The sequence below is a fragment of the Parvibaculum sp. genome (assembly GCF_049671045.1).
GTDB lineage: Bacteria > Pseudomonadota > Alphaproteobacteria > Parvibaculales > Parvibaculaceae > Parvibaculum.
Genome location: NZ_JBATUH010000023.1, coordinates 16,888 through 36,788, shown reverse-complemented (window position 1 = coordinate 36,788; position 19,901 = coordinate 16,888). Strand labels below are relative to the sequence as shown.

19 protein-coding genes are annotated in these 19,901 nt (G+C 65.1%); 17 read left to right on the top strand and 2 right to left on the bottom strand.

What is annotated here, in order from left to right; all coding sequences use genetic code 11:
* The 14 genes from WBG82_RS03170 to thiD form a co-directional block, all read left to right on the top strand.
* The coding region (locus tag WBG82_RS03170; protein WP_424421267.1) for a Holliday junction DNA helicase RuvB C-terminal domain-containing protein at positions 1–404 on the top strand (404 nt) is incomplete at its 5' end.
* Positions 401–877 (top strand): YbgC/FadM family acyl-CoA thioesterase, encoded by a 477-nt coding sequence (locus WBG82_RS03165; protein ID WP_424421265.1) that lies wholly within the window; start codon positions 401–403, stop codon positions 875–877. The genes WBG82_RS03170 and WBG82_RS03165, both read left to right, overlap by 4 nt.
* A gap of 237 nt (positions 878–1,114) precedes the next feature.
* Complete coding sequence (tolQ, locus tag WBG82_RS03160) at positions 1,115–1,861, top strand: protein TolQ (RefSeq protein ID WP_424421262.1); 747 nt, start codon at positions 1,115–1,117, stop codon at positions 1,859–1,861.
* 2 nt (positions 1,862–1,863) lie between these two features.
* Positions 1,864–2,325, top strand: a complete 462-nt coding sequence (gene tolR / locus WBG82_RS03155) for a protein TolR (RefSeq protein ID WP_424421259.1) — start codon at positions 1,864–1,866, stop codon at positions 2,323–2,325.
* Between the two features lie 10 nt (positions 2,326–2,335).
* Positions 2,336–3,184 carry a hypothetical protein gene (locus tag WBG82_RS03150; RefSeq protein ID WP_424421257.1) on the top strand — a complete coding sequence of 283 codons (849 nt, stop codon included), beginning with the start codon at positions 2,336–2,338 and terminating at the stop codon, positions 3,182–3,184.
* Between the two features lie 194 nt (positions 3,185–3,378).
* Complete coding sequence (gene tolB, locus WBG82_RS03145; RefSeq protein ID WP_424421272.1) at positions 3,379–4,647, top strand: Tol-Pal system beta propeller repeat protein TolB; 1,269 nt, start codon at positions 3,379–3,381, stop codon at positions 4,645–4,647.
* Positions 4,648–5,025: 378 nt separating this feature from the next.
* Entirely contained in the window at positions 5,026–5,529 is a 504-nt protein-coding gene (pal, locus tag WBG82_RS03140) for a peptidoglycan-associated lipoprotein Pal (protein ID WP_424421254.1), read from the top strand.
* Between the two features lie 221 nt (positions 5,530–5,750).
* Positions 5,751–6,659, top strand: a complete 909-nt coding sequence (gene ybgF, locus WBG82_RS03135; RefSeq protein ID WP_424421252.1) for a tol-pal system protein YbgF — start codon at positions 5,751–5,753, stop codon at positions 6,657–6,659.
* A 63-nt stretch (positions 6,660–6,722) separates the two neighbouring features.
* Entirely contained in the window at positions 6,723–8,048 is a 1,326-nt protein-coding gene (gene tilS, locus WBG82_RS03130) for a tRNA lysidine(34) synthetase TilS (protein WP_424421250.1), read from the top strand.
* A gap of 184 nt (positions 8,049–8,232) precedes the next feature.
* A complete protein-coding gene (ftsH, locus tag WBG82_RS03125) occupies positions 8,233–10,152 on the top strand; it encodes an ATP-dependent zinc metalloprotease FtsH (RefSeq protein ID WP_324296939.1) in 1,920 nt (639 codons plus the stop codon).
* Positions 10,153–10,324: 172 nt separating this feature from the next.
* On the top strand, positions 10,325–11,023 hold the full coding sequence (gene aqpZ / locus WBG82_RS03120; protein WP_424421246.1) for an aquaporin Z: 699 nt from the start codon (positions 10,325–10,327) through the stop codon (positions 11,021–11,023).
* Between the two features lie 99 nt (positions 11,024–11,122).
* Entirely contained in the window at positions 11,123–11,941 is an 819-nt protein-coding gene (folP, locus tag WBG82_RS03115; RefSeq protein ID WP_424421243.1) for a dihydropteroate synthase, read from the top strand.
* Between the two features lie 101 nt (positions 11,942–12,042).
* The gene (gene glmM, locus WBG82_RS03110; RefSeq protein ID WP_424421241.1) at positions 12,043–13,389 is read left to right on the top strand and encodes a phosphoglucosamine mutase; all 1,347 of its coding nucleotides are present in this window, start codon (positions 12,043–12,045) and stop codon (positions 13,387–13,389) included.
* Positions 13,386–14,210: a bifunctional hydroxymethylpyrimidine kinase/phosphomethylpyrimidine kinase gene (gene thiD / locus WBG82_RS03105; protein ID WP_424421238.1), complete on the top strand. Its 825-nt coding sequence runs from the start codon at positions 13,386–13,388 to the stop codon at positions 14,208–14,210. Before glmM ends, thiD begins: the two co-directional genes overlap by 4 nt.
* Positions 14,211–14,247: 37 nt before the next feature.
* On the opposite strand, the gene WBG82_RS03100 is transcribed toward thiD, so the two are convergent.
* Positions 14,248–14,727, bottom strand: a complete 480-nt coding sequence (locus WBG82_RS03100) for a GNAT family N-acetyltransferase (RefSeq protein ID WP_424421235.1) — start codon at positions 14,725–14,727, stop codon at positions 14,248–14,250.
* 140 nt (positions 14,728–14,867) lie between these two features.
* Here WBG82_RS03100 and WBG82_RS03095 point away from each other — a divergent pair, with 140 nt between their 5' ends.
* The 3 genes from WBG82_RS03095 to serA all read left to right on the top strand — a co-directional run bounded on the left by WBG82_RS03095 (position 14,868) and on the right by serA (position 18,685).
* Complete coding sequence (locus WBG82_RS03095) at positions 14,868–15,668, top strand: PhzF family phenazine biosynthesis protein (protein ID WP_424421232.1); 801 nt, start codon at positions 14,868–14,870, stop codon at positions 15,666–15,668.
* Positions 15,669–15,787: 119 nt separating this feature from the next.
* The gene (locus WBG82_RS03090; RefSeq protein ID WP_424421230.1) at positions 15,788–16,960 is read left to right on the top strand and encodes a phosphoserine transaminase; all 1,173 of its coding nucleotides are present in this window, start codon (positions 15,788–15,790) and stop codon (positions 16,958–16,960) included.
* Between the two features lie 147 nt (positions 16,961–17,107).
* Entirely contained in the window at positions 17,108–18,685 is a 1,578-nt protein-coding gene (gene serA / locus WBG82_RS03085) for a phosphoglycerate dehydrogenase (protein ID WP_424421228.1), read from the top strand.
* Positions 18,686–18,760: 75 nt separating this feature from the next.
* Here the strand turns inward: serA and WBG82_RS03080 are convergent, their stop codons facing one another.
* Entirely contained in the window at positions 18,761–19,669 is a 909-nt protein-coding gene (locus tag WBG82_RS03080) for a pirin family protein (RefSeq protein WP_424421270.1), read from the bottom strand.
* Positions 19,670–19,901: the final 232 nt, after the last annotated feature.

The window sequence follows — 19,901 nt, the reverse complement described above, 5'->3', positions numbered from 1 at the left end:
GTGGCACGCCGCGCGTCGCGGGGCGCCTCCTGCGCCGCGTGCGCGACTTCGCCGCCGTCGATGGGTTGAGCAGCATTGACGCGAAGGCGGCCGACCGCGCCTTGCAGCGCCTCGAAGTCGATGAGCGCGGGCTTGACGCGCTCGACCATCGCTATCTGCGCTGCATCGCGGTGAGCTTTTCGGGCGGTCCCGTCGGCGTCGAGACTGTGGCGGCGGCGCTTTCGGAACCGCGCGACGCGATCGAGGAAATCATCGAGCCCTATCTCATCCAGCAGGGCTTCGTGAACCGCACGCCGCGCGGCCGCGTGCTCACGGCGGCCGCCTTCGCGCATCTCGGCCTGCCGCTGCCGGCCGGCGGCGCGGCGGGGCAGGGAGCGCTCTTCACGGGCGAGGATGGCGAATGAGCGATCGCAGCTGGCCCGATCTTGCGGGGCGCATCGAGGGCAGAACGCATATCCTCCCGGTCCGCGTTTACTATGAGGACACGGATTTTTCCGGCATCGTCTATCACGCGAATTATCTACGCTTCGCGGAGCGCGGCCGTTCGGATTTCCTGCGTCTTGCGGGCGTCAACCACACGGAGTTGTTCGAGGGCGACGATCCGCTCGCCTTCGCCATTCACCGCATGGAAATCGATTTTCTGAAGCCCGCGCGGATCGACGACGAGCTGGAGGTCCACACGATCTATCGCCGCGCGAGCGGAGCGCGGCTCGAGGCCGGTCAGAAGATCTTGCGCCGCGCGGGCGGCACGCTCGATGAAATCTGGCGCGCCACCGTCTTGGCCGCCTGTCTCGACAGCAAGGGGCGTCCCCGCCGCCTGCCGGAAAAGGCGCGCATCGCGCTCGCGCCTTTCGTCGAGCCTTCATCGTCGCCATGACGGCGGCTTGATCGCCGTTGTGCCCGGCCCGCAACATCGCTCCGCTAAGCTCTTGGAATTCGTGAGATATCCCTTAATGTGCCACGGTTTCGACATAATTCGTGGACTAACTTCGCATTCAAATCGGGGGTACGTGCATCTTCGCGCGACCGACGGGGCCCTGCGGGCTCGGGCGGCGGCTGCGTATTTGCGATGTGCCGCTCCGACAAGGACGTGATTTCGGAGAGGCTACCGTAGATGAATCCGACGACTCACATCGAAACCGGCGTGAACACCGCGCAGGTCATTGCCAATCAGACGGTCAACGCCGCGCCGGTGGATTTCTCCATCTGGGGCCTGTTCATGCATGCCGACTTCATCGTGAAGATCGTGATGCTCGGACTGCTTTTCGCGTCGGTCTGGTCCTGGGCGATCATTTTCGACAAGTGGTGGCGCTTCAACCAGGTCGAGCGCCGCGCCGACCAGTTCGAGCGCACCTTCTGGTCGGGGCGCTCGCTGGAGGAGCTTTATCAGGAGATGGGCCATCGCCCGTCGCACCCGCTTTCCGCGCTCTTCATCGCCGCGATGCGCGAATGGCGCCGCTCGGCGGACATCGCCGCCGACAGCTTCCTCGGCCTCAAGGAGCGCGTCGACAAGGTGATGCAGGTGACGATCAACCGCGAGATGCTGGGGCTCGAGAGCCGGCTTCTCTTCCTCGCGACGGTCGGCTCCGTCTCGCCCTTCATCGGCCTTTTCGGCACAGTCTGGGGCATCATGAATTCGTTCCAGTCGATCGCCATCAGCCGCGACACCAATCTCGCGGTCGTGGCGCCGGGTATCGCCGAAGCGCTTTTTGCCACCGCGCTCGGCCTCCTCGCCGCCATTCCGGCCGTCATCGCCTATAACCGCTTCTCCAATCAGGTCGGGCGCTTCGGCACACGTCTTGAGAGCTTCGCCGACGAGTTCTCGGCCATTCTTTCGCGTCAGCTCGACGAGCGGGGTTGATCATGGCGTTTTCCGTTCAGGGCGGGCAACGCGGGCGCAGCAAGTACAGGCGCGCGCCCATGTCCGAGATCAACGTGACGCCGATGGTCGACGTCATGCTGGTGCTGCTCATCGTGTTCATGGTGGCCGCTCCGCTCCTCACGGTCGGCGTTCCCGTCGATCTGCCGAAGACGCAGGCCGCGCCCCTTTCCGAGGACAAGGAGCCGCTGACCATCACGATCAAGTCGACCGGGCAGATATTCCTGCAGGAAACCGAAGTCGAGGCCGATGCGCTCGTGCCGCGGCTTGAGGCCATCGCGCAGAATGGCTATGAGCAGCGCATTTTTGTCCGCGCCGACAGCTCGATCGATTATGGCCGCGTCATGGATGTGATGGGCCGTATCAACGCTGCCGGTTACAGCAAGGTGGGGCTCGTGACGGATTCCGTGCAGCAGGCGCCCGCCGCAAAGGCTCCGGCCAGATAGTCAGTCAGGTATGCGCAGGCCGCTTCTTTATTCCGCCGCGCTTCACGCCGCGGTACTGATCGCGACGATCGTGGTGCTTCCTTCGCCGAAGGAGCTTGCCCCGATGCCGACGCGCGTGCTGCCTGTGGAGCTTCTCACCGTCGCCGACGTCACCAATCTGAAGCGGCAGGCGAAGAAGAAGGTGGAGCAGCCCAAGCCCGTCGAGAAGCCTTCGCCGAAGCCCCAGCCTGACAAGCCCAAGCCCGTGCCGCAGCCCGAGCCCGAAAAGGCCGCGCCCGCGCCGACGCCGCCCGCGCCCGAGGCGAAGCCCGAGCCCATTCCGGAAAAGAAGGCCGAGAAGAAGCCGGAAGAGAAAAAGAAGAAAGAGCCGCCGAAGCCGGAATCGAAAAAGCCGGTCGTCGAGAAGAAGCCCGAGAACAAGAAGCCGGCCTTCGACCCGACGAAGATTGCGGCGCTTCTGAACAAGATTCCCGATCAGGCGACGCAGCCCGACGAGGCCAAGCAGACCGACGAGAAGGCCGACGCCTCCGAGACGGACAATCCCGACTTGCCCATGACGGCGAGCGAGGTCGATGCCGTGCGCCAGAAGATCCAGCAATGCTGGAACATGGGCGACCTCGCCGGCAGCCCCGATGCTGACAAGCTTTTCGCCACCATCAGCTTCTCGCTCAATCAGGACGGCTCGATCGTGGGCCGGCCCTCCATCGAGAAGTCGGGCGGCGGCAGCATATCGAGGCTCTTTGCCGAGCGCGCGGTGCAGGCGGTTCTCAAATGTGCGCCTTATGATTTTCTGCCAGCGGACAAATTCAACAGCTGGCGCGACATAGAACTCAACTTCTCGCTCGCCGGAGCGCTGTGACGCGAAAGGCGCGCTGGATCGGCGAGCGGCCCGGGGCGAGTATGTGCTAGAAGGAACGGGGTGGGTGAATGACCCTATTTGCAGGAGAGACGGCGATGTTTGATTTCCGCTGCTTTGGTCGCGTTGCATCAGGCAATCTCGCCCGGCGCGTCTTGACGAGGTTTCATCTCGCGCTGGTTCTCGTCGCCGCGTGCATGTTGGCCGTGCCCGCCGAAGCCGCGCTGCAGATCGACATTAACCAAGGCAACACCGAGCCCATGCCCATCGCGATCACCGATTTCGTCGGCGCGCCGGGGCAGGAGGCATCGGCCGGCTCGGACATTGCGGGCGTCATCACCAACGATCTCGAGCGGTCGGGCCTGTTCAGGCCGCTCTCCAAGGCGTCCTTCATCGAGAAGATCGCCGACATCAACGTCCCGCCGCGTTTCGGCGACTGGCGCGTCATCAATTCGCAGGCGCTCGTGACCGGCCAGACGAAGCTCGAGGCCGATGGAAGGCTGCGCGTCGAATTCCGCCTGTGGGATGTCTATGGCGAGCAGCAGCTCACCGGGCTTCAGTTCTTCACGACGCCGGAGAACTGGCGCCGGGTCGCGCATCTCATCGCCGATGCGATCTACCAGCGGCTGACCGGCGAGCAGGGCTATTTCGATACGCGCGTCGTCTATGTGTCGGAGAGCGGGCCGAAGAACCGCCGCGTGAAGCGCCTCGCCATCATGGATCAGGACGGCTACAACCCGCACACGCTGACGAGCGGCGCCGAACTCGTGCTGACCCCGCGCTTCAGCCCGAACTCGCAGGAGATCACCTATCTCTCCTATCACAACAACAATCCGCGCGTTTACCTGCTCGACATCGAGACGGGACAGCAGGAAGTCGTCGGCGATTTTCCCGGCATGACCTTCGCCCCGCGCTTCTCTCCCGACGGCCAGAAGGTCATCATGAGCCTTCAGCGCGGCGGCAATTCGAACATCTACACGATGGACCTGCGCAGCCGTAAGGTGACGCGCCTCACCACCACGGCGGCGATCGACACCGCGCCGAGCTATTCGCCCGATGGAACGCAGATCACCTTCGAATCCGATCGCGGCGGCTCGCAGCAGATCTACGTGATGAATGCCGACGGCTCGAACCAGCGCCGCATCAGCTTCGGGCAGGGCCGCTACGCCACGCCCGTCTGGTCGCCACGTGGCGACCTCATCGCCTATACCAAGATGATAAGCGGCCAGTTCGTCATCGGGGTCATGAAGCCGGACGGCACGGGCGACCGCATCCTCACCGAAGGCTTCCATAATGAAGGCCCGACATGGGCGCCGAACGGCCGCGTCATCATGTTCTTCCGCGAGACGCGCGGCACGCAGGGCGGCCCGGCGCTCTGGTCGGTCGATCTGACCGGGCGCAACGAGCGCCCCGTGCCGACGCCGACCTTCGCTTCCGACCCCGCCTGGTCGCCGCGAATCCAGTAAGGTCCATATCGGTCGATTCTCCGGACCTCCCGCCCGCGGCGCGAGGTCCGGTTTCGCCGCTCCGGTGGCGGCAAGACAATGTGGCGTGACATAAAACGATGCAAAAATGTCACGTTCAGCATGCGGAAAAGTCGCAGACTTCCCAATGTTCTTGCCACCCCACAATGTCGTGGCTAGTATTTTGTTGCGGTACGGCAACCCCAGCGTCGGCCAATTGCGGGCGGCGTGTCATGGTTCGGATGAACTTCGGGCCACTTTGTAGAGCCTCGACTTCCAGGTAGAAAGGGACACCTTTTTGCTTGGCTGTTTGGCATGCATCGGTAATAAGGGAACGCTGAGGCACGTTAGGCCGCTTGAGATTAAAAGGAGAGCACCCGAATGAAGTCCCCGTATGCAGGCCTGCGGTTCGCCGCCGTGGCCGCAGCCTTCCTGATGGTCGCCGCGTGCAGCTCGAGCTCCGAGACTGGCGCTGCCTCGACCACCCCGTCCTCGTCTTCCTCCGCCATTCAGCCCGGCACCCAGCAGGACCTCGTCACCAATGTTGGTGATCGCGTGTTCTTCGACCTGGACAAGTCGGTCCTGAAGGACGAAGGCAAGGCCACGCTCCAGCGCCAGGCTGCCTGGATGAAGCTGTATCCGAACCTCACGTTCACGCTCGAAGGCCATGCCGACGAGCGCGGCACGCGTGAGTACAACCTCGCGCTCGGCGCCCGCCGCGCCAATGCCGCGAAAGATTACCTCGTCAGCCTCGGCGTCGACTCCGCCCGCGTCAAGACGATCTCCTACGGCAAGGAGCGTCCGGTGTGCCTCGAGTCGAACGAGGAGTGCTGGGCCCAGAACCGCCGCGCTGTGACGGTGGTTGCCGAGGGCGCCGGCAGCTAATCGGCTGACGTTGAGCCATCGATCGGGAGCGCTCTTCCGCTGACGCGGGAGAGCGCTTCTGTGTTTCTGGCGCAGCGCCGGGCCCGTATTGCGGCAGGGGCGGTTTTCGTGCCCCAATTTGGTCGCAGTTCTCTTTTCTCATCGCCATGTGTTTTATTGCCATGCGCGGCGCTGGCACGCATACATACGCGGCGACGTGAATCTCTGTTGGGGCGGAGCAAGTGATAAAAGCGAAATTCCTCGTTGCGGCAGGGGGCGCCGCGCTGATCACGCTTCCGGCGCTTCTTCCATTGGGCGCCTTTGCCGCCGATTCGGACCTGCGCGCCGTCAATAACCGCCTCGATCGCCTCGAACGCACGGTCACGGACATTCAGAGCGGCGCCTATTCCTCGTCGCCCGGCTCCTACAGCCCCGATTCGGGCGGCGGCGGTGGCGGCCTTTCAGCCGACACCCAGGCGCGCCTCAGCGAAATGGAAGATCAGGTGCGTGTGCTGACGGGCCGCGTGGAAGAGCTCTCGCACCGCATCGAGCAGACGAATCAGGATCTCCAGAACTTCAAGAGCGATGTCGATCTGCGCTTCCAGGATCTGCATCAGGGAGCGGGCGCCGCGCCTTCCGGTGCCGGCGCGCCCCAGCAGATCGCGCCGGCGCAAGGGGCGGGCAACGCCGCCGGGCAGCCGGCATCCGCGCCCGCGGCCGCACCCGCGAAGCAGGCCGAGGCAAAGCCGACGGTGACGCTCCCCAACGGAACGGCGCAGGTTCAGTATGATTTCGCGATCGACCTTCTGAAGCGCGGCCAGTTTCCGCAGGCGCGCGACGCGCTGAAGCAGTTTCTGGCCCAGCATCCGAAGGACCCGCTCGCGGGCAACGCCCAGTATTGGCTCGGCGAAACCTATTACGTGCAGGGCCAGTACAAGGACGCCGCCGACTCGTTCCTCAAGGGCTACACGACTTATTCCAAAAGCTCCAAGGCGCCTGACAGCCTGCTGAAGCTCGGCATGACCCTGTCGCAGCTCGGCCAGAAGGACGCGGCCTGTGCCACCTATGGTCAGCTCAAGCAGCAGTTCCCGCAGGCGTCGCCCGCCATCGTGGCTCGCGCCAAGCTCGAACGTCAGAAGGCGGGTTGCTGAGCCGCCGATCTTCCGTCCCTTCTTCCGGTGGCTTTGGCGCGCGCCGGAGGCGATGATCGCCGCATGATCACTTCACGCGAATCGACCGGCCCTGTCGGCGCTGCGGAATTTGCCCGCGCGCTGTGCGCGCTTGAGCCCGCGCCGCGCCTCGCCGTCGCCTTTTCCGGCGGCCCCGATTCGCTTGCCCTTCTTTTCCTCGCCGCCCGCTGGGCGAGGGCGCGCAAGCGCGTCCATCTCATCGCCCTGACGGTGGATCACGGGCTTAGGCCCGGCTCGGCGGCCGAAGCGCGGGTCGCCGCGCGCATGGCGGCGGCTCTGGGCGTTCCCCATCGCATACTCAAATGGAAGGGCGAGAAGCCGAAATCCGGCATCCAGGCGGCAGCGCGCGCCGCCCGCTACCGGCTCCTCACCGAAGCCTGCCGGAAGGAGGGAGTGGAGGACCTGCTCGTCGCGCACCATCTCGACGATCAGGCGGAAACCTTCCTCCTGCGCCTCGCACGGGGGAGCGGCGTCGACGGGCTCGCCGCCATGGCGCCCTCGCGCAGGTTCGATGCGCCGCCGCCCCTGAGCCAGTGTTTGAGATTGCTGCGGCCGCTCCTCGGTCTTCCTCGCGCCCGCCTCGCGGCGACGCTCGAGAAGGCCGGGCTCGAAGCCATCCACGATCCGAGCAACGAGAATGAACGCTTCGACCGCGTGAAGGCGCGGCGGCTTCTCGGCGAACTGGGCACGCTCGGCCTCGATGCGCGCCGCCTCGCCGACACGGCCGCCCATATGGCGCGGGTGCGCGCCGCTCTGGAAGCCGATACGCGCGCCTTTCTCGCCGCCCATACGCGCCCGGCGCCGGAGGGCTTCATCGCCATTGCGCCGGAATGTTTCGGGCTCGTGGCGGACGAGATCGCGCTGCGCGCGCTTGCCGAAATCCTCAAGGCCGTGAGCGGCGGCGACTATCCGCCCCGCTTCGAGGCGCTGAGGACGCTTTACGACGCGCTCAAGGCGGGACAGCTCGGCCATGGGCGCACGCTGCATGGCTGCAAGCTGTCGCTCGATCGGGGGCTCGTCTTCGCGGTTCGCGAGCCCGCCGCCGCGCTCGCCGCGCCCGCGATCGAGCTGAGGCGCGGGCGGGAGAGGGCATGGGACGGGCGCTTCGCCGTCAAACTCACGACGGCCCCCGCCGGCGCCATCTGGCTGCGGGCGCTCGGCGCGGAAGGGCTGGCGCTGCTGAAGAAAGCGGGGCTGCCCATGCCCGAGGCGCCGCGCGCCGCGCTCCTTGCGCTACCCGCATTATGGAAGGAGGGCGCGCTCCTCGGCGCGCCCCATATCGGCTTCCCCGGCAAGGACGTCAGGGCGGAGGTCCGGCTTCTCAAGGGACGGCTTCTCGATTCGCCGTAACGGGAAACTTACACCCTGCTGCGACACTTCACTTTCGTGTTTCGGGGAAACGGGGCTTGGTAAACCCTTGGAACGACCCTATCTTCTCGAATTAGAAGCACTCAAGAGGATGATCGGCCCCGATCTGGCACGCCCCGTGCTAGACGAGGGACGGATGCTCACCAGGTGACAGAAGGTCAAGCCGTTGTCCAATTTCAAGAATTTCGCTCTGTGGGTGATCATCGCGCTGCTGCTCGTGGCGCTGTTCAACCTGTTTCAGAGCCCGGTTCAGCAAGCCGCGTCCAGCGAAATCAATTTCTCGCGCCTTCTCTCCGAGGTTGATGGCGGGAATGTGCGCGATGTGACCATTGCCGGCGAAAACATCACCGGTCATTACACGGATGGCCGGCCGTTCCGTACCTACGCGCCGTCGGATCCGAGCCTCGTGAACCGCCTCTATGAGAAGGGCGTCCAGATCACGGCGAAGCCTTCGGACGAGAACGTGCCGTCGATCGTCGGCGTGCTCGTTTCCTGGTTCCCGATGCTGCTGCTCATCGCCGTCTGGATCTTCTTCATGCGCCAGATGCAGGGCGGCGGCGGCAAGGCGATGGGCTTCGGCAAGTCCAAGGCCAAGCTCCTGACCGAGCGCCATGGCCGCGTCACTTTCGATGACGTCGCCGGCATCGACGAGGCCAAGGACGACCTGACCGAGATCGTCGAATTCCTGCGCGACCCCGCGAAGTTCCAGCGCCTTGGCGGCCGCATCCCCAAGGGCGTGCTGCTCGTCGGCCCTCCCGGCACGGGCAAGACGCTGCTTGCGCGCGCCATCGCGGGCGAGGCGAATGTTCCCTTCTTCACCATTTCCGGTTCCGACTTCGTCGAGATGTTCGTCGGCGTCGGCGCGAGCCGTGTGCGCGACATGTTCGAGCAGGCGAAGAAGAACGCGCCCTGCATTATCTTCATTGACGAAATCGACGCGGTCGGCCGTCATCGCGGCGCCGGCCTCGGCGGCGGCAATGACGAGCGCGAGCAGACGCTGAACCAGCTGCTCGTCGAGATGGACGGCTTCGAGCCGAATGAGGGCATCATCCTCATCGCGGCGACGAACCGGCCGGACGTGCTCGATCCCGCGCTGCTGCGTCCCGGCCGCTTCGACCGTCAGGTCGTGGTGCCGAACCCGGACGTCGTCGGCCGCGAGAAGATCCTGAAGGTCCACATGAAGAAGGTCCCGCTCGCCCCGGATGTCGATCCGCGCACGCTGGCGCGCGGCACGCCGGGCTTCTCGGGCGCCGATCTTGCGAACCTCGTCAACGAGGCCGCGCTCATGGCCGCGCGCCGCGGCAAGCGTCTCGTCACCATGTCGGAGTTCGAGGACGCCAAGGACAAGGTCATGATGGGCGCGGAGCGGCGCTCCATGGTGATGACGGAAGAGGAAAAGCGCCTCACCGCCTATCACGAGGGCGGCCATGCGCTCGTCGCGCTCAACATGCCGGCCTCCGATCCCGTTCACAAGGCGACGATCATTCCGCGCGGACGCGCGCTCGGCATGGTCATGCGTCTGCCGGAGCGCGATCAGATCTCGGTCACGCGCGAGAAGCTGCAGGCCGACCTCGCGGTCGCCATGGGCGGACGCATCGCCGAGGAAGTCATCTTCGGCCATGAGAAGGTGACCTCCGGCGCCTCGTCTGACATCGCCATGGCGACGAAGATGGCGAAGGCCATGGTCACGCGCTGGGGCATGAGCGACAAGCTCGGGCCGCTCGCCTATCACGAGAACGAGGAGGAGGTTTTCCTCGGTCACTCCGTGTCGCGCCAGCAGAACATGTCCGAGGAGACGCAGCGCGCGATCGACGGCGAAGTGCGCCGCATCGTCGAGGAAGGCTATGCGACGGCCAGGAAGATCATCACCGATCATCTCGACCAGTTGCACGTCATCGCCAAGGGGCTTCTCGAATACGAGACGCTCTCGGGCGACGAGATCAAGGGGCTCTTGAAGGGCGAGCCGCCCGTCCGCAACATGGGCGAGCCCGTGGCCGCGGAGACAGGCCCCGTCTCGTCCGTGCCCAAGGCCGGACGCCCCGCCGAATCCGGGCCCGGTGTCTCGCCGGAGCCGCACGGCGCCTGACCGGATGCCCCATGGCGGTTGAAACCGCCATTGCAGACAGTGAAAAGGGAGGCCCCGCGGCCTCCCTTTTTCATTGTTCCGCTGGCGCAGCATGCGCCTCTTGCTTAGCCTTTCGTTCAGTCGAGTTTGCGCGTTCGATCCTGTAGCGACCATCTGCCAGGGAGAACCTTGCATGACACTGACGAAACGCATTTCCGCGGAATTCATCGGCACCTTCTGGCTCGTACTGGGTGGCTGCGGCAGCGCGGTGCTCGCCGCCGCGTTCCCGGAACTCGGCATCGGTTTCGCGGGCGTGGCGCTCGCCTTCGGCCTCACGGTGCTCACCATGGTCTATGCCCTTGGCCATATCTCGGGCGGCCATTTCAACCCGGCAGTGACGGTTGGATTGACAGTAGGCGGACGATTTGCGGCGAGAGATCTCGTGCCTTATGTGGTCGCGCAGGTTCTGGGCGCGATTGCCGCCGCCGCCGTGCTCTATTTCATCGCGACGGGGAAGGCGGGCTACGACATCGCCGTCAACGGGCTTGCGGCGAACGGCTATGGCGAGCATTCGCCCGGCGGCTACAGCCTCCAGGCCGGCGTCGTCAGCGAAATCGTCATGACCTTCGGATTTCTGGTCGTGATCCTCGGGGCAACGTCCAGAGCCGCGCCATCGGGTTTCGCAGGCATTCCCATCGGCCTTGCGCTGACGCTCATCCATCTCGTCAGCATTCCGGTCACCAACACTTCGGTCAATCCGGCGCGGAGCACGGGGCCTGCGCTCTTCGTCGGCGGCTGGGCCATCGAACAGCTCTGGCTCTTCTGGGTCGCGCCCATCGTCGGCGCGGTGCTGGCGGGGCTCGTCTATAACTGGCTCGGCAGCGAAGACTGACGCGCGCCCGATGATGCCGAAGGGAAGCGTGGACGCGTCCTACGCCTCCTTTTGCCTTTCGCTTCGCCCGCCCGCCGCTCCATGTGATAGAACCGCCGCATGAACAGCGCGGCTCCCAGAATTCTCGGCATCGTCAACATCACGTCGGATTCCTTTTCCGACGGGGGCCGGTTTCTCGCGCCCGAAGCCGCGATCGCGCAGGCGCTGAAGCTCGCTCGCGACGGCGCGGATATCGTCGATCTCGGTCCCGCATCGAGCAATCCGGATGCGGCGCCCGTTTCCGCCGAGGAGGAGATCGCGCGCCTCGCGCCGGTTCTCGACCGCCTGCTTGCCGAGGGCATCGAGGTTTCGGTCGACAGCTACCGGCCCGAGACGCAGGCCTATGCGCTGAAGCGCGGTGTCGCCTGGCTGAACGATATCAAGGGCTTTCCGGATGCGGGGCTCTATCCCGCCATCGCCGAGGCGGATTGCGGCCTCATCCTCATGCATTCGGTGCAGGAAGGGCAGGCGGACAGGCGCGCGGCGCCCGATGGCGACATCATGGGCCATGTATGCCGCTTCTTCGAGGCGAGGCTCGCGGCGCTGGAGGCGGCAGGCATCGCGCGCTCACGCATCGTGCTCGATCCGGGCATGGGGTTCTTCCTTGGCGCGGCCCCGGAAACCTCGTTCAGCATGCTGGCGCGTCTCGGCGAGCTCAAGGGCCGTTTCGGCCTGCCGGTGCTCATCTCCGTGTCGCGGAAATCCTTCCTCCGCGCCGTGACGGGCCGGGGCGCCGGCGAAGCGGGCGCAGCGACGCTTGCGGCGGAACTCATCGCTGCGGTGAACGGCGCCGACTATATCCGTACACATGAGGCGGCCCCGCTCAGGGATGCGCTTGCGGTCTGGGCCAATGTGAAAGATATCGCAAGAAATCGTTAACTGCGAAAACACGAACAGGCCTTATATTTGCAGCGCGGAAACGGGGAGGCCCGCGCGAACGGCATTGGCCATTTTTGAAACAGACCGGGGTTCGATCTTTCATGTCGCGTAAGTATTTCGGCACCGATGGCATCAGGGGAACCGCCAATCAGGGCGCAATGACGGCGGAAACCGCGCTGCGCGTCGGCATGGCGGCAGGCCGCGTCTTCCGCCGCGGCGAGCATCGCCATCGCGTCGTGATCGGCAAGGACACGCGCCTTTCCGGCTACATGCTGGAGCCCGCGCTCACCGCGGGCTTCACCTCGATGGGCATGGACGTCTTTCTCTTCGGTCCGCTGCCGACGCCCGCCGTTGCGATGCTCACGCGCTCGCTCCGCGCCGATCTCGGCGTCATGATTTCCGCCTCGCACAATTCCTTCGAAGACAATGGCATCAAGCTTTTCGGGCCCGATGGCTTCAAGCTTTCCGACGAAGTGGAACTCGAGATCGAGCACCATATGGACAACGGGCTTGCCGACAATCTCGCCGGCGCGCGCGATCTCGGCCGCGCGAAGCGCATCGACGATGCGCAGGCGCGCTATATCGAGCATGTGAAGCACACATTCCCGAAGGATTTCACGCTGGAAGGTCTTCGCATCGTCATAGATTGCGCGAATGGCGCGGCCTACAAGGTGGCGCCGGCCGTTCTCTGGGAACTCGGTGCCGATGTCGTCGCCGTCGGCACGGAGCCTGACGGTTTCAACATCAATGCCGATTGCGGCTCCACGGCGCCGCAGCGCATGTGCGCGACGGTGCGCGAACGGCGCGCGGATATCGGCATCGCGCTCGATGGGGATGCCGACCGCGTCATCATCTGCGACGAGAACGGTCATATCATCGACGGCGATCAGATCATGGCGCTCGTCGCGCGCTCATGGAAGGAGGCGGGCAAGCTCTCCGCGCCCGGCATCGTCGCGACGGTCATGTCCAATCTCGGCCTCGAGCGCTTTCTCGGCGGGCTCGGGGTCGAACTCGTCCGCACACAGGTCGGCGACCGCTATGTCGTCGATTGCATGCGCCAGCACGGCTACAATGTCGGCGGCGAGCAGTCCGGCCACATCGTGCTGACGGATTTCTCGACGACGGGCGACGGCCTCATCGCCGCGCTTCAGGTGCTCGCCGTGCTCAAGGCGGGCAACATTCCCGTGTCGGAGCTCTGCCACCTCTTCGATCCGCTGCCGCAGCTTCTGAAGAATGTGCGCTTCCGCAAGGGGGAGCCCCTCTCCGAAAAGGAAGTGATGCAGGCGATCCGCGAGGGCGAGGAGAGGCTTGGCGCGAGTGGCCGTCTCGTCATCCGCAAATCGGGGACGGAACCCCTCATCCGCGTGATGGGCGAGGGCGATGACGCCGCGCTCGTCAAGGCGGTGGTCAACGACATCGTTTCCGCAATCGAAAGACATGCAGCGTGAGCGACGAATTTCAGGGTCGCGTCCTCATTATCGCGGGTTCGGATTCGGGCGGCGGCGCGGGCATTCAGGCTGACATCAAGACGGTGACGGCGCTGGGCGGCTACGCCATGACGGCGGTGACGGCCATCACCGTGCAGGACACGCTCGGCGTTCACGGCATCCATGAGATCCCTGTCGACATCGTGCGCGCGCAGATCGCGGTCACGCTCGCGGATATCGGCGCCGACGCCGTCAAGACCGGCATGCTTCATTCGGCGGAGATCATCGAGGCGGCGGCTGAAGAAATTTCCCGCCTTGCGCCCGACGCCGCGCTCGTCGTCGATCCGGTGATGGTGGCGAAGGGCGGGGCGGCGCTTCTCAAGAGCGAGGCGGTCGATGCGCTGAAGAGCGGGCTCATTCCGCTGGCGACGATCATCACGCCCAATGCGCCCGAGGCGTCGGCGCTGACGGGCCGCAGGGTCGAGACGCTGGAAGACCAGAAGGCGGCAGCCGACGCGCTGATCGGCCTTGGCTGCGAGGCCGTGCTCATCAAGGGCGGACATATTCCGGGCGACACGATTTTCGACGTGCTGGCGACGGAAGAGACGATCGAAGTGATGTCGAGCCCGCGCATCGACACGCGCCACACGCATGGCACCGGATGCACGCTCGCCTCCGCGATCGCCGCCTTTCTCGCCCAGGGGGCGGAGCTGCGCGAGGCAGTGGAGGCCGCGCGCGACTATGTGCATATGGCGATCCTCACCGCGCCGGGCTTCGGCAAGGGGCATGGGCCGCTCAATCACGGCTGGACGGTGCAGGCGCTCGAAGACGAGGAAGAGTAGGGGCCTCTCTCCGCCTTGCCCGCGCGCATGTGAGGGATCAGAAGCGCAGTTCCATCAGCGGTATCGTCCGGCCGGGCGCCGAGCCCGAGGCAACCTCGCCGCGGCGGCGGAAGCCCTCCTTCTCGTAGAAGCCAGTCGAATTGGGATCGGCCTCGACGCGCACGAGGGAGAGGCCGTGGCGGCGCGCATATTCGAGCAGTTCGCCGACGAGGCGATGGCCGAGCCCCATGCCGATATAGCGCGGGTGGATGAAGAGATATTCGAGCGAGGCGCTGCCCTCATCGACCCTGAGGGCGGAGAAGCCCGCGATCTCGCCCGCCACCTCGGCCACGCGAACGCGCTGGCGGGCGATCTTGCCGTAAGTGATGGTGAGTTCGGAGCGGCACTGTTCCAGGAATTCGTCGTCATAGCCCCAATGGGCTTTCGCCTCCATGGCGAGCGCGGACAGTGCGGGGCCTTCGTCGGACCAGGCGGGCCGAACGAATATGGCCTTCGAGGGACGAGCGGACGATCCCATCTCCACCTCCATGCACTGCAAGGATAGCACGGATGCGCGCCTCCGACGATTCGCTTCGCCGCTGTGGCGCGGGCGCTCTATCCAAACCGGCGAAATGGCCTCAGGTTACGCGCTTCGTCAGATGCTTGCCGGATGCGAACATGAGAGCCACGATTTTTCAGGTTGATGCCTTTGCGGACAGGCCCTTCGAGGGCAATCCAGCGGCTATCGTTCCGCTCGAAAGCTGGCCGGACGACGCGCTCATGCAGGCGATCGCGGCGGAGAACAATCTCGCCGAGACGGCCTTCTTCGTGCCTGAAGGCGAAAGCTTCCGTCTGCGCTGGTTCACGCCGGCGATCGAGGTGCCGCTTTGCGGCCATGCCACGCTTGCAAGCGCGCATGTGCTCTTTGCCCATCTGGGTCATGCCGCGCCCGAGGTTCATTTCGAGACGTTGAGCGGACGGCTCACGGTGAAGCGCGAGGGCGATCTTCTCGCCATGGATTTCCCGGCCGCGGAGGCCAAGCCTTTCCCCGAGCCCGAGGGGCTTGCCGCCGTCATCGGCGCGAAGCCCGTTCTCACGCTGAAGACATCGAACATTCTCGCGCTCTTCGGCAGCGTGGGGGCGGTCGCAGCGCTCGATCCCGACATGCCGGCGCTGAAGCGGCTCCTCGTCTCGCTCGGCGGTCCGGGCCTCATCTGCATGGCGGAAGGCGAGGCGGGTTCGGGCATCGATTTCGTCTCGCGCTTCTTCGCGCCCGCGCATGGCATCGACGAAGACCCGGTGACGGGCTCGGCCCATTGCAGCAGCGTGCCCTACTGGGCGAAGAAGCTCGGCAAGAAGGACCTTGTCGCGCGGCAGATTTCGCGGCGCGGCGGCACGCTCTGGTGCACGGATGCGGGCGCGCGCGTGATCCTGCGGGGGCGCTGCGCGGACTACCTCAAGGGAGAGATCGTGGTCTGACGAATGCGGTGGGGCCGGGCGGCAAAATCGCCATTTGACTCCGCTGCGCCCCGGTTCTATATCGGCGGCGGGCCACCTCCCCCCACCGGGAGGCATCTATCTGGAAGGGTAGGTTACATATGACCGCCACAGAGCGTCCGGCCGCACGTCCGGCCAATCCCCACTTCTCCTCCGGTCCCTGCGCCAAGCGCCCGGGCTGGTCCCTCAAAAATCTCGAAAAGGCACTCGTCGGCCGCAGCCATCGCTCCAAGCCGGGCAAGGCGCGCCTCGTCGAAGCCATCGAGAAAACCCGCACCATTCTCGGCGTTCCGGCCGACTACAGAATCGGCATCGTGCCCGCCTCCGATACAGGCGCGGTCGAAATGGCGCTCTGGTCGCTGCTCGGCGCGCGCGGCGTCGACCTCCTCGCCTGGGAAAGCTTCGGCGAGGGCTGGGTCACGGACGTCGTGAAGCAGCTCAAGCTCAAGGACACGCGGACGCTGAAGGCGCCCTATGGCAAGCTTCCCGATCTCGCCGACGTGAATTTCAAGAACGACGTCGTCTTCACCTGGAACGGCACGACCTCGGGCGTGCGCGTGCCGAATGGCGACTGGATCCCCGCCGACCGCGAGGGGCTGACCATTTGCGACGCGACGTCCGCCGCTTTCGCGCAGGACCTTCCCTGGGCGAAGCTCGATGTCGTCACCTTCTCCTGGCAGAAGGTGCTTGGCGGCGAGGCCGCGCATGGCATGCTCATTCTGAGCCCCCGCGCCGTCGAGCGTCTGGAGAGCTACACCCCCGCCTGGCCCATGCCCAAGATCTTCCGCATGACCAAGGGCGGAAAGCTCATCGAAGGCATCTTCAAGGGCGAGACGATCAACACGCCGTCCATGATCTGCGTCGAGGACTATCTCGACGCGCTCAACTGGGCGGAATCGATCGGCGGCCTCAAGTCCCTGATGGCGCGCGCCAATGCGAATGCCGCGGTGATCGCCGAATGGGTCGAGCGTACGCCGTGGGCCGCCTTCCTCGCGGAAGACGTCGTCACGCGCTCCAACACATCCGTCTGTCTGCGGATCGTCGATCCGAAAGTGGCCGCGCTGAGCGATGACGAGCAGGCTGCCTTCGCCAAGAAGATCGCCGACATGCTCGACAAGGAAGGTGTCGCCAACGACATCGGAGCCTATCGCGATGCGCCGGCCGGCCTTCGCATCTGGGCGGGCGCAACCGTCGAGGTCGACGACATGCGCGCGCTGATGCCGTGGCTCGACTGGGCTTTCGCCGAGGCGCGGGCCGCTCTCGCTGACGCCTGACGTTTTTCGATTTTTTAATCCTCTCGTCATTGCCGGGCCGGTGCACAAGCGCCGTGGCCCGGCGATCCAGAACCGGGGGTTTTGAACGACCCTCTGGAAGCCCGGACGAAGCCCGGGCATGACGAGCCAAAACAGACGGAGGCTTTCATGCCCAAGGTTCTGATTTCCGACAAACTGTCGCCGGCTGCCGTGAAGATCTTCCAGGATCGCGGCATCGAGGTCGATGTGAAGACCGGCCTCGATCGCGACGAACTCATCAAGATCATCGGCGACTATGACGGCCTCGCCATCCGCTCGAACACCAAGGTCACGCCCCCCGTGATCGCGGCAGCGAAGAAGCTCAAGGTCATCGGTCGCGCCGGCATCGGCGTCGACAATGTCGATCTTCCGGCTGCGACCGGGAAGGGCATCATCGTGATGAACACGCCCTTCGGCAATTCGATCACCACGGCCGAGCACGCCATCGCCATGATGTTCGCGCTGGCCCGCGACATTCCGCAGGCGAACGAATCGACCCATGCGGGCAAGTGGGAAAAGTCGAAATTCATGGGCGTCGAGCTGACGGCCAAGACGCTCGGCATCATCGGTTGCGGCAATATCGGCTCGATCGTCGCCGACCGCGCTCTCGGCCTCAAGATGAAGGTCATCGCCTTCGATCCGTTCCTGACGCAGGAGCGCGCGGCCGATCTCGGCGTGGAGAAGGTCGATCTCGACGAGCTGCTGAAGCGTTCCGACTTCATCACGCTGCACACGCCGCTGACGGACAAGACGCGCAACATCCTCAACAAGGACAGCTTCGCCAAGACGAAGAAGGGCGTTCGCATCATCAACTGCGCGCGCGGCGGACTTGTCGTCGAGGCCGATCTCAAGGCCGCGATCGAGGCGGGTCACGTCGCTGGCGCGGCGCTCGACGTCTTCGAGGAAGAGCCGGCCAAGACGAACATCCTCTTCGGCATGGAACAGATCGTCGCGACGCCGCATCTCGGCGCCTCGACCAATGAAGCGCAGGAGAATGTGGCGCTTCAGGTCGCCGAGCAGATGGCCGACTATCTGCTCACGGGCGCAATCACCAATTCGGTGAACGTGCCGTCGATCTCGGCGGAAGAAGCGCCGAAGCTCACGCCCTTCGTGGAACTTGCGCAGCTTCTCGGCTCCTTCGCCGGCCAGCTCACCGAAACGGGCATCCATGAGGTGACGATCGAATATGAAGGCACCGTCGCGGGGATGAACACCCGCGTTCTCACCAATGCGGCGCTGACGGGCCTTCTCAAGCCGCAGCTCGTTGATGTGAACACCGTCTCCGCGCCGGTCATCGCGAAGGATCGCGGCATTCAGGTCTCCGAGGTGAAGCGCGAGCAGCGCGGCGCCTATGAAACCTATATCCGCCTCACGGTGAAGACCGATCGCCAGGAACGCTCGGTCGCGGGCACGGTCTTCTCCGACGGCCGTCCGCGCCTCATCCAGATCAAGGGCGTCAACATGGATGCCGCTCTCGGCGCGCACATGATCTATGTGACGAACCAGGACAAGCCGGGCTTCATCGGCGCTCTGGGCTCGATCCTCGGCAAGTCGAATATCAATATCGCCAACTTCAATCTCGGCCGCCAGGAGACCGGCGGCGCCGCCATCTGTCTCGTCGAGGTGGATGGTCCGGTGCCCGCCGAGGTGCTGAACGAGATCCAGGCGCTGCCGCAGGTGGTGCAGGTCAAGGCGCTGAGTTTCTGATTTCGTCAGGCTTGCGCCGGTCCGATCGGATTTCGATGCATGAGAACGAAACGGCGTCCCGGAAGGGGCGCCGTTTCAACTTTCGGGCAGCGGAATGAATTCCGTTTCGCCGATGACTTTTTCGAAGCGGCCGTTCTTCCAGTCTTCTTTCGCCTGCTCGATGCGCTCCTTGCGCGAGGAGACGAAATTCCACCAGATGTGGCGCGGGCCTTCGAGCGGCGCGCCGCCGAGAAACATGAGCCGCGCGCCGCGCGTCGCCTCGATGGTGATCCGCTCGCCGGGTCTGAAGACAAGAAGCTGCGGCGCCTCGAAGCGCTTGCCCACGATTTCGACCTCGCCCTCGGCAATATAGACCGCGCGTTCCTCGTAATCGGGATCGAGCGGTGCGCGGGCGCCCGCGGCAAGCGTCACATCGGCATAGAACCAGTCGGAAAGTGTGGCGACCGGAGACGCGGCGCCGAAGGCGCGCCCCGCGATCACGCGCGCACGCACCCCGCCATCCTCGATGACGGGCAGGCTCCCGGCGCTGAAATGCTGGAAGTTCGGCGCCGTTTCTTCGTGCCGCTCGGGGAGCGCGACCCAACTCTGGATGCCGAAGAGGCGCTGACCCTCGCGCCTTTGCAGGTCGGGCGAGCGTTCCGAATGCGCGATGCCGCGCCCCGCCGTCATCAGGTTCATCGCGCCGGGAAGAATCTCCTGCACATTACCTTCGCTGTCGCGATGGAGGATCGCTCCCTCGAAGAGATAGGTAACAGTCGCAAGCCCGATATGCGGATGAGGCCGCACATCCATGCCGGTGCCCGGCGTCATCTCGGCCGGACCCATCTGGTCCAGAAAGACGAAGGGCCCCACCATGCGGCGCTTCACATAGGGAAGGGCGCGATAGACAGCCAGCGAGCCGACATCGTGCATGCGCGGCACGACGGCCATTTCGAGCGCATCGCAGGATTTTCTGTCGCCGGGCTCGGGTTCGCTCGAAGGCAGTCAGCTCATGGTCATCCTCCCTTGTCCGGTATCCGAAGGACGCAAGGATAGGCAATCCGGCGTGGCGGCGAAACCGGCCCCGAAGCCTCGCGCCGGCGCCGCGACGGCCGGATTTCTTCCTAAAGCGCTTTCCTTCGGGGCCCCCCTCGGCTACAACCTCTCAAAGCCCCCCGCCGAAAGGCCCGGGGGCTTTTGGCTTGTTCAGACGCCTTGCGTTCATCTCCTAAGGTAT

Coding starts and splice junctions, on each gene's coding strand:
- WBG82_RS03165 (WP_424421265.1), top strand. CDS start 401: ATGAGCGATCGCAGCTGGCCCGATCTTGCGGGGCGCATCGAGGGCAGA.
- tolQ (WP_424421262.1), top strand. CDS start 1,115: ATGAATCCGACGACTCACATCGAAACCGGCGTGAACACCGCGCAGGTC.
- tolR (WP_424421259.1), top strand. CDS start 1,864: ATGGCGTTTTCCGTTCAGGGCGGGCAACGCGGGCGCAGCAAGTACAGG.
- WBG82_RS03150 (WP_424421257.1), top strand. CDS start 2,336: ATGCGCAGGCCGCTTCTTTATTCCGCCGCGCTTCACGCCGCGGTACTG.
- tolB (WP_424421272.1), top strand. CDS start 3,379: ATGTTGGCCGTGCCCGCCGAAGCCGCGCTGCAGATCGACATTAACCAA.
- pal (WP_424421254.1), top strand. CDS start 5,026: ATGAAGTCCCCGTATGCAGGCCTGCGGTTCGCCGCCGTGGCCGCAGCC.
- tilS (WP_424421250.1), top strand. CDS start 6,723: ATGATCACTTCACGCGAATCGACCGGCCCTGTCGGCGCTGCGGAATTT.
- aqpZ (WP_424421246.1), top strand. CDS start 10,325: ATGACACTGACGAAACGCATTTCCGCGGAATTCATCGGCACCTTCTGG.
- folP (WP_424421243.1), top strand. CDS start 11,123: ATGAACAGCGCGGCTCCCAGAATTCTCGGCATCGTCAACATCACGTCG.
- glmM (WP_424421241.1), top strand. CDS start 12,043: ATGTCGCGTAAGTATTTCGGCACCGATGGCATCAGGGGAACCGCCAAT.
- WBG82_RS03100 (WP_424421235.1), bottom strand. CDS start 14,727: ATGGGATCGTCCGCTCGTCCCTCGAAGGCCATATTCGTTCGGCCCGCC.
- WBG82_RS03095 (WP_424421232.1), top strand. CDS start 14,868: ATGAGAGCCACGATTTTTCAGGTTGATGCCTTTGCGGACAGGCCCTTC.
- WBG82_RS03090 (WP_424421230.1), top strand. CDS start 15,788: ATGACCGCCACAGAGCGTCCGGCCGCACGTCCGGCCAATCCCCACTTC.
- serA (WP_424421228.1), top strand. CDS start 17,108: ATGCCCAAGGTTCTGATTTCCGACAAACTGTCGCCGGCTGCCGTGAAG.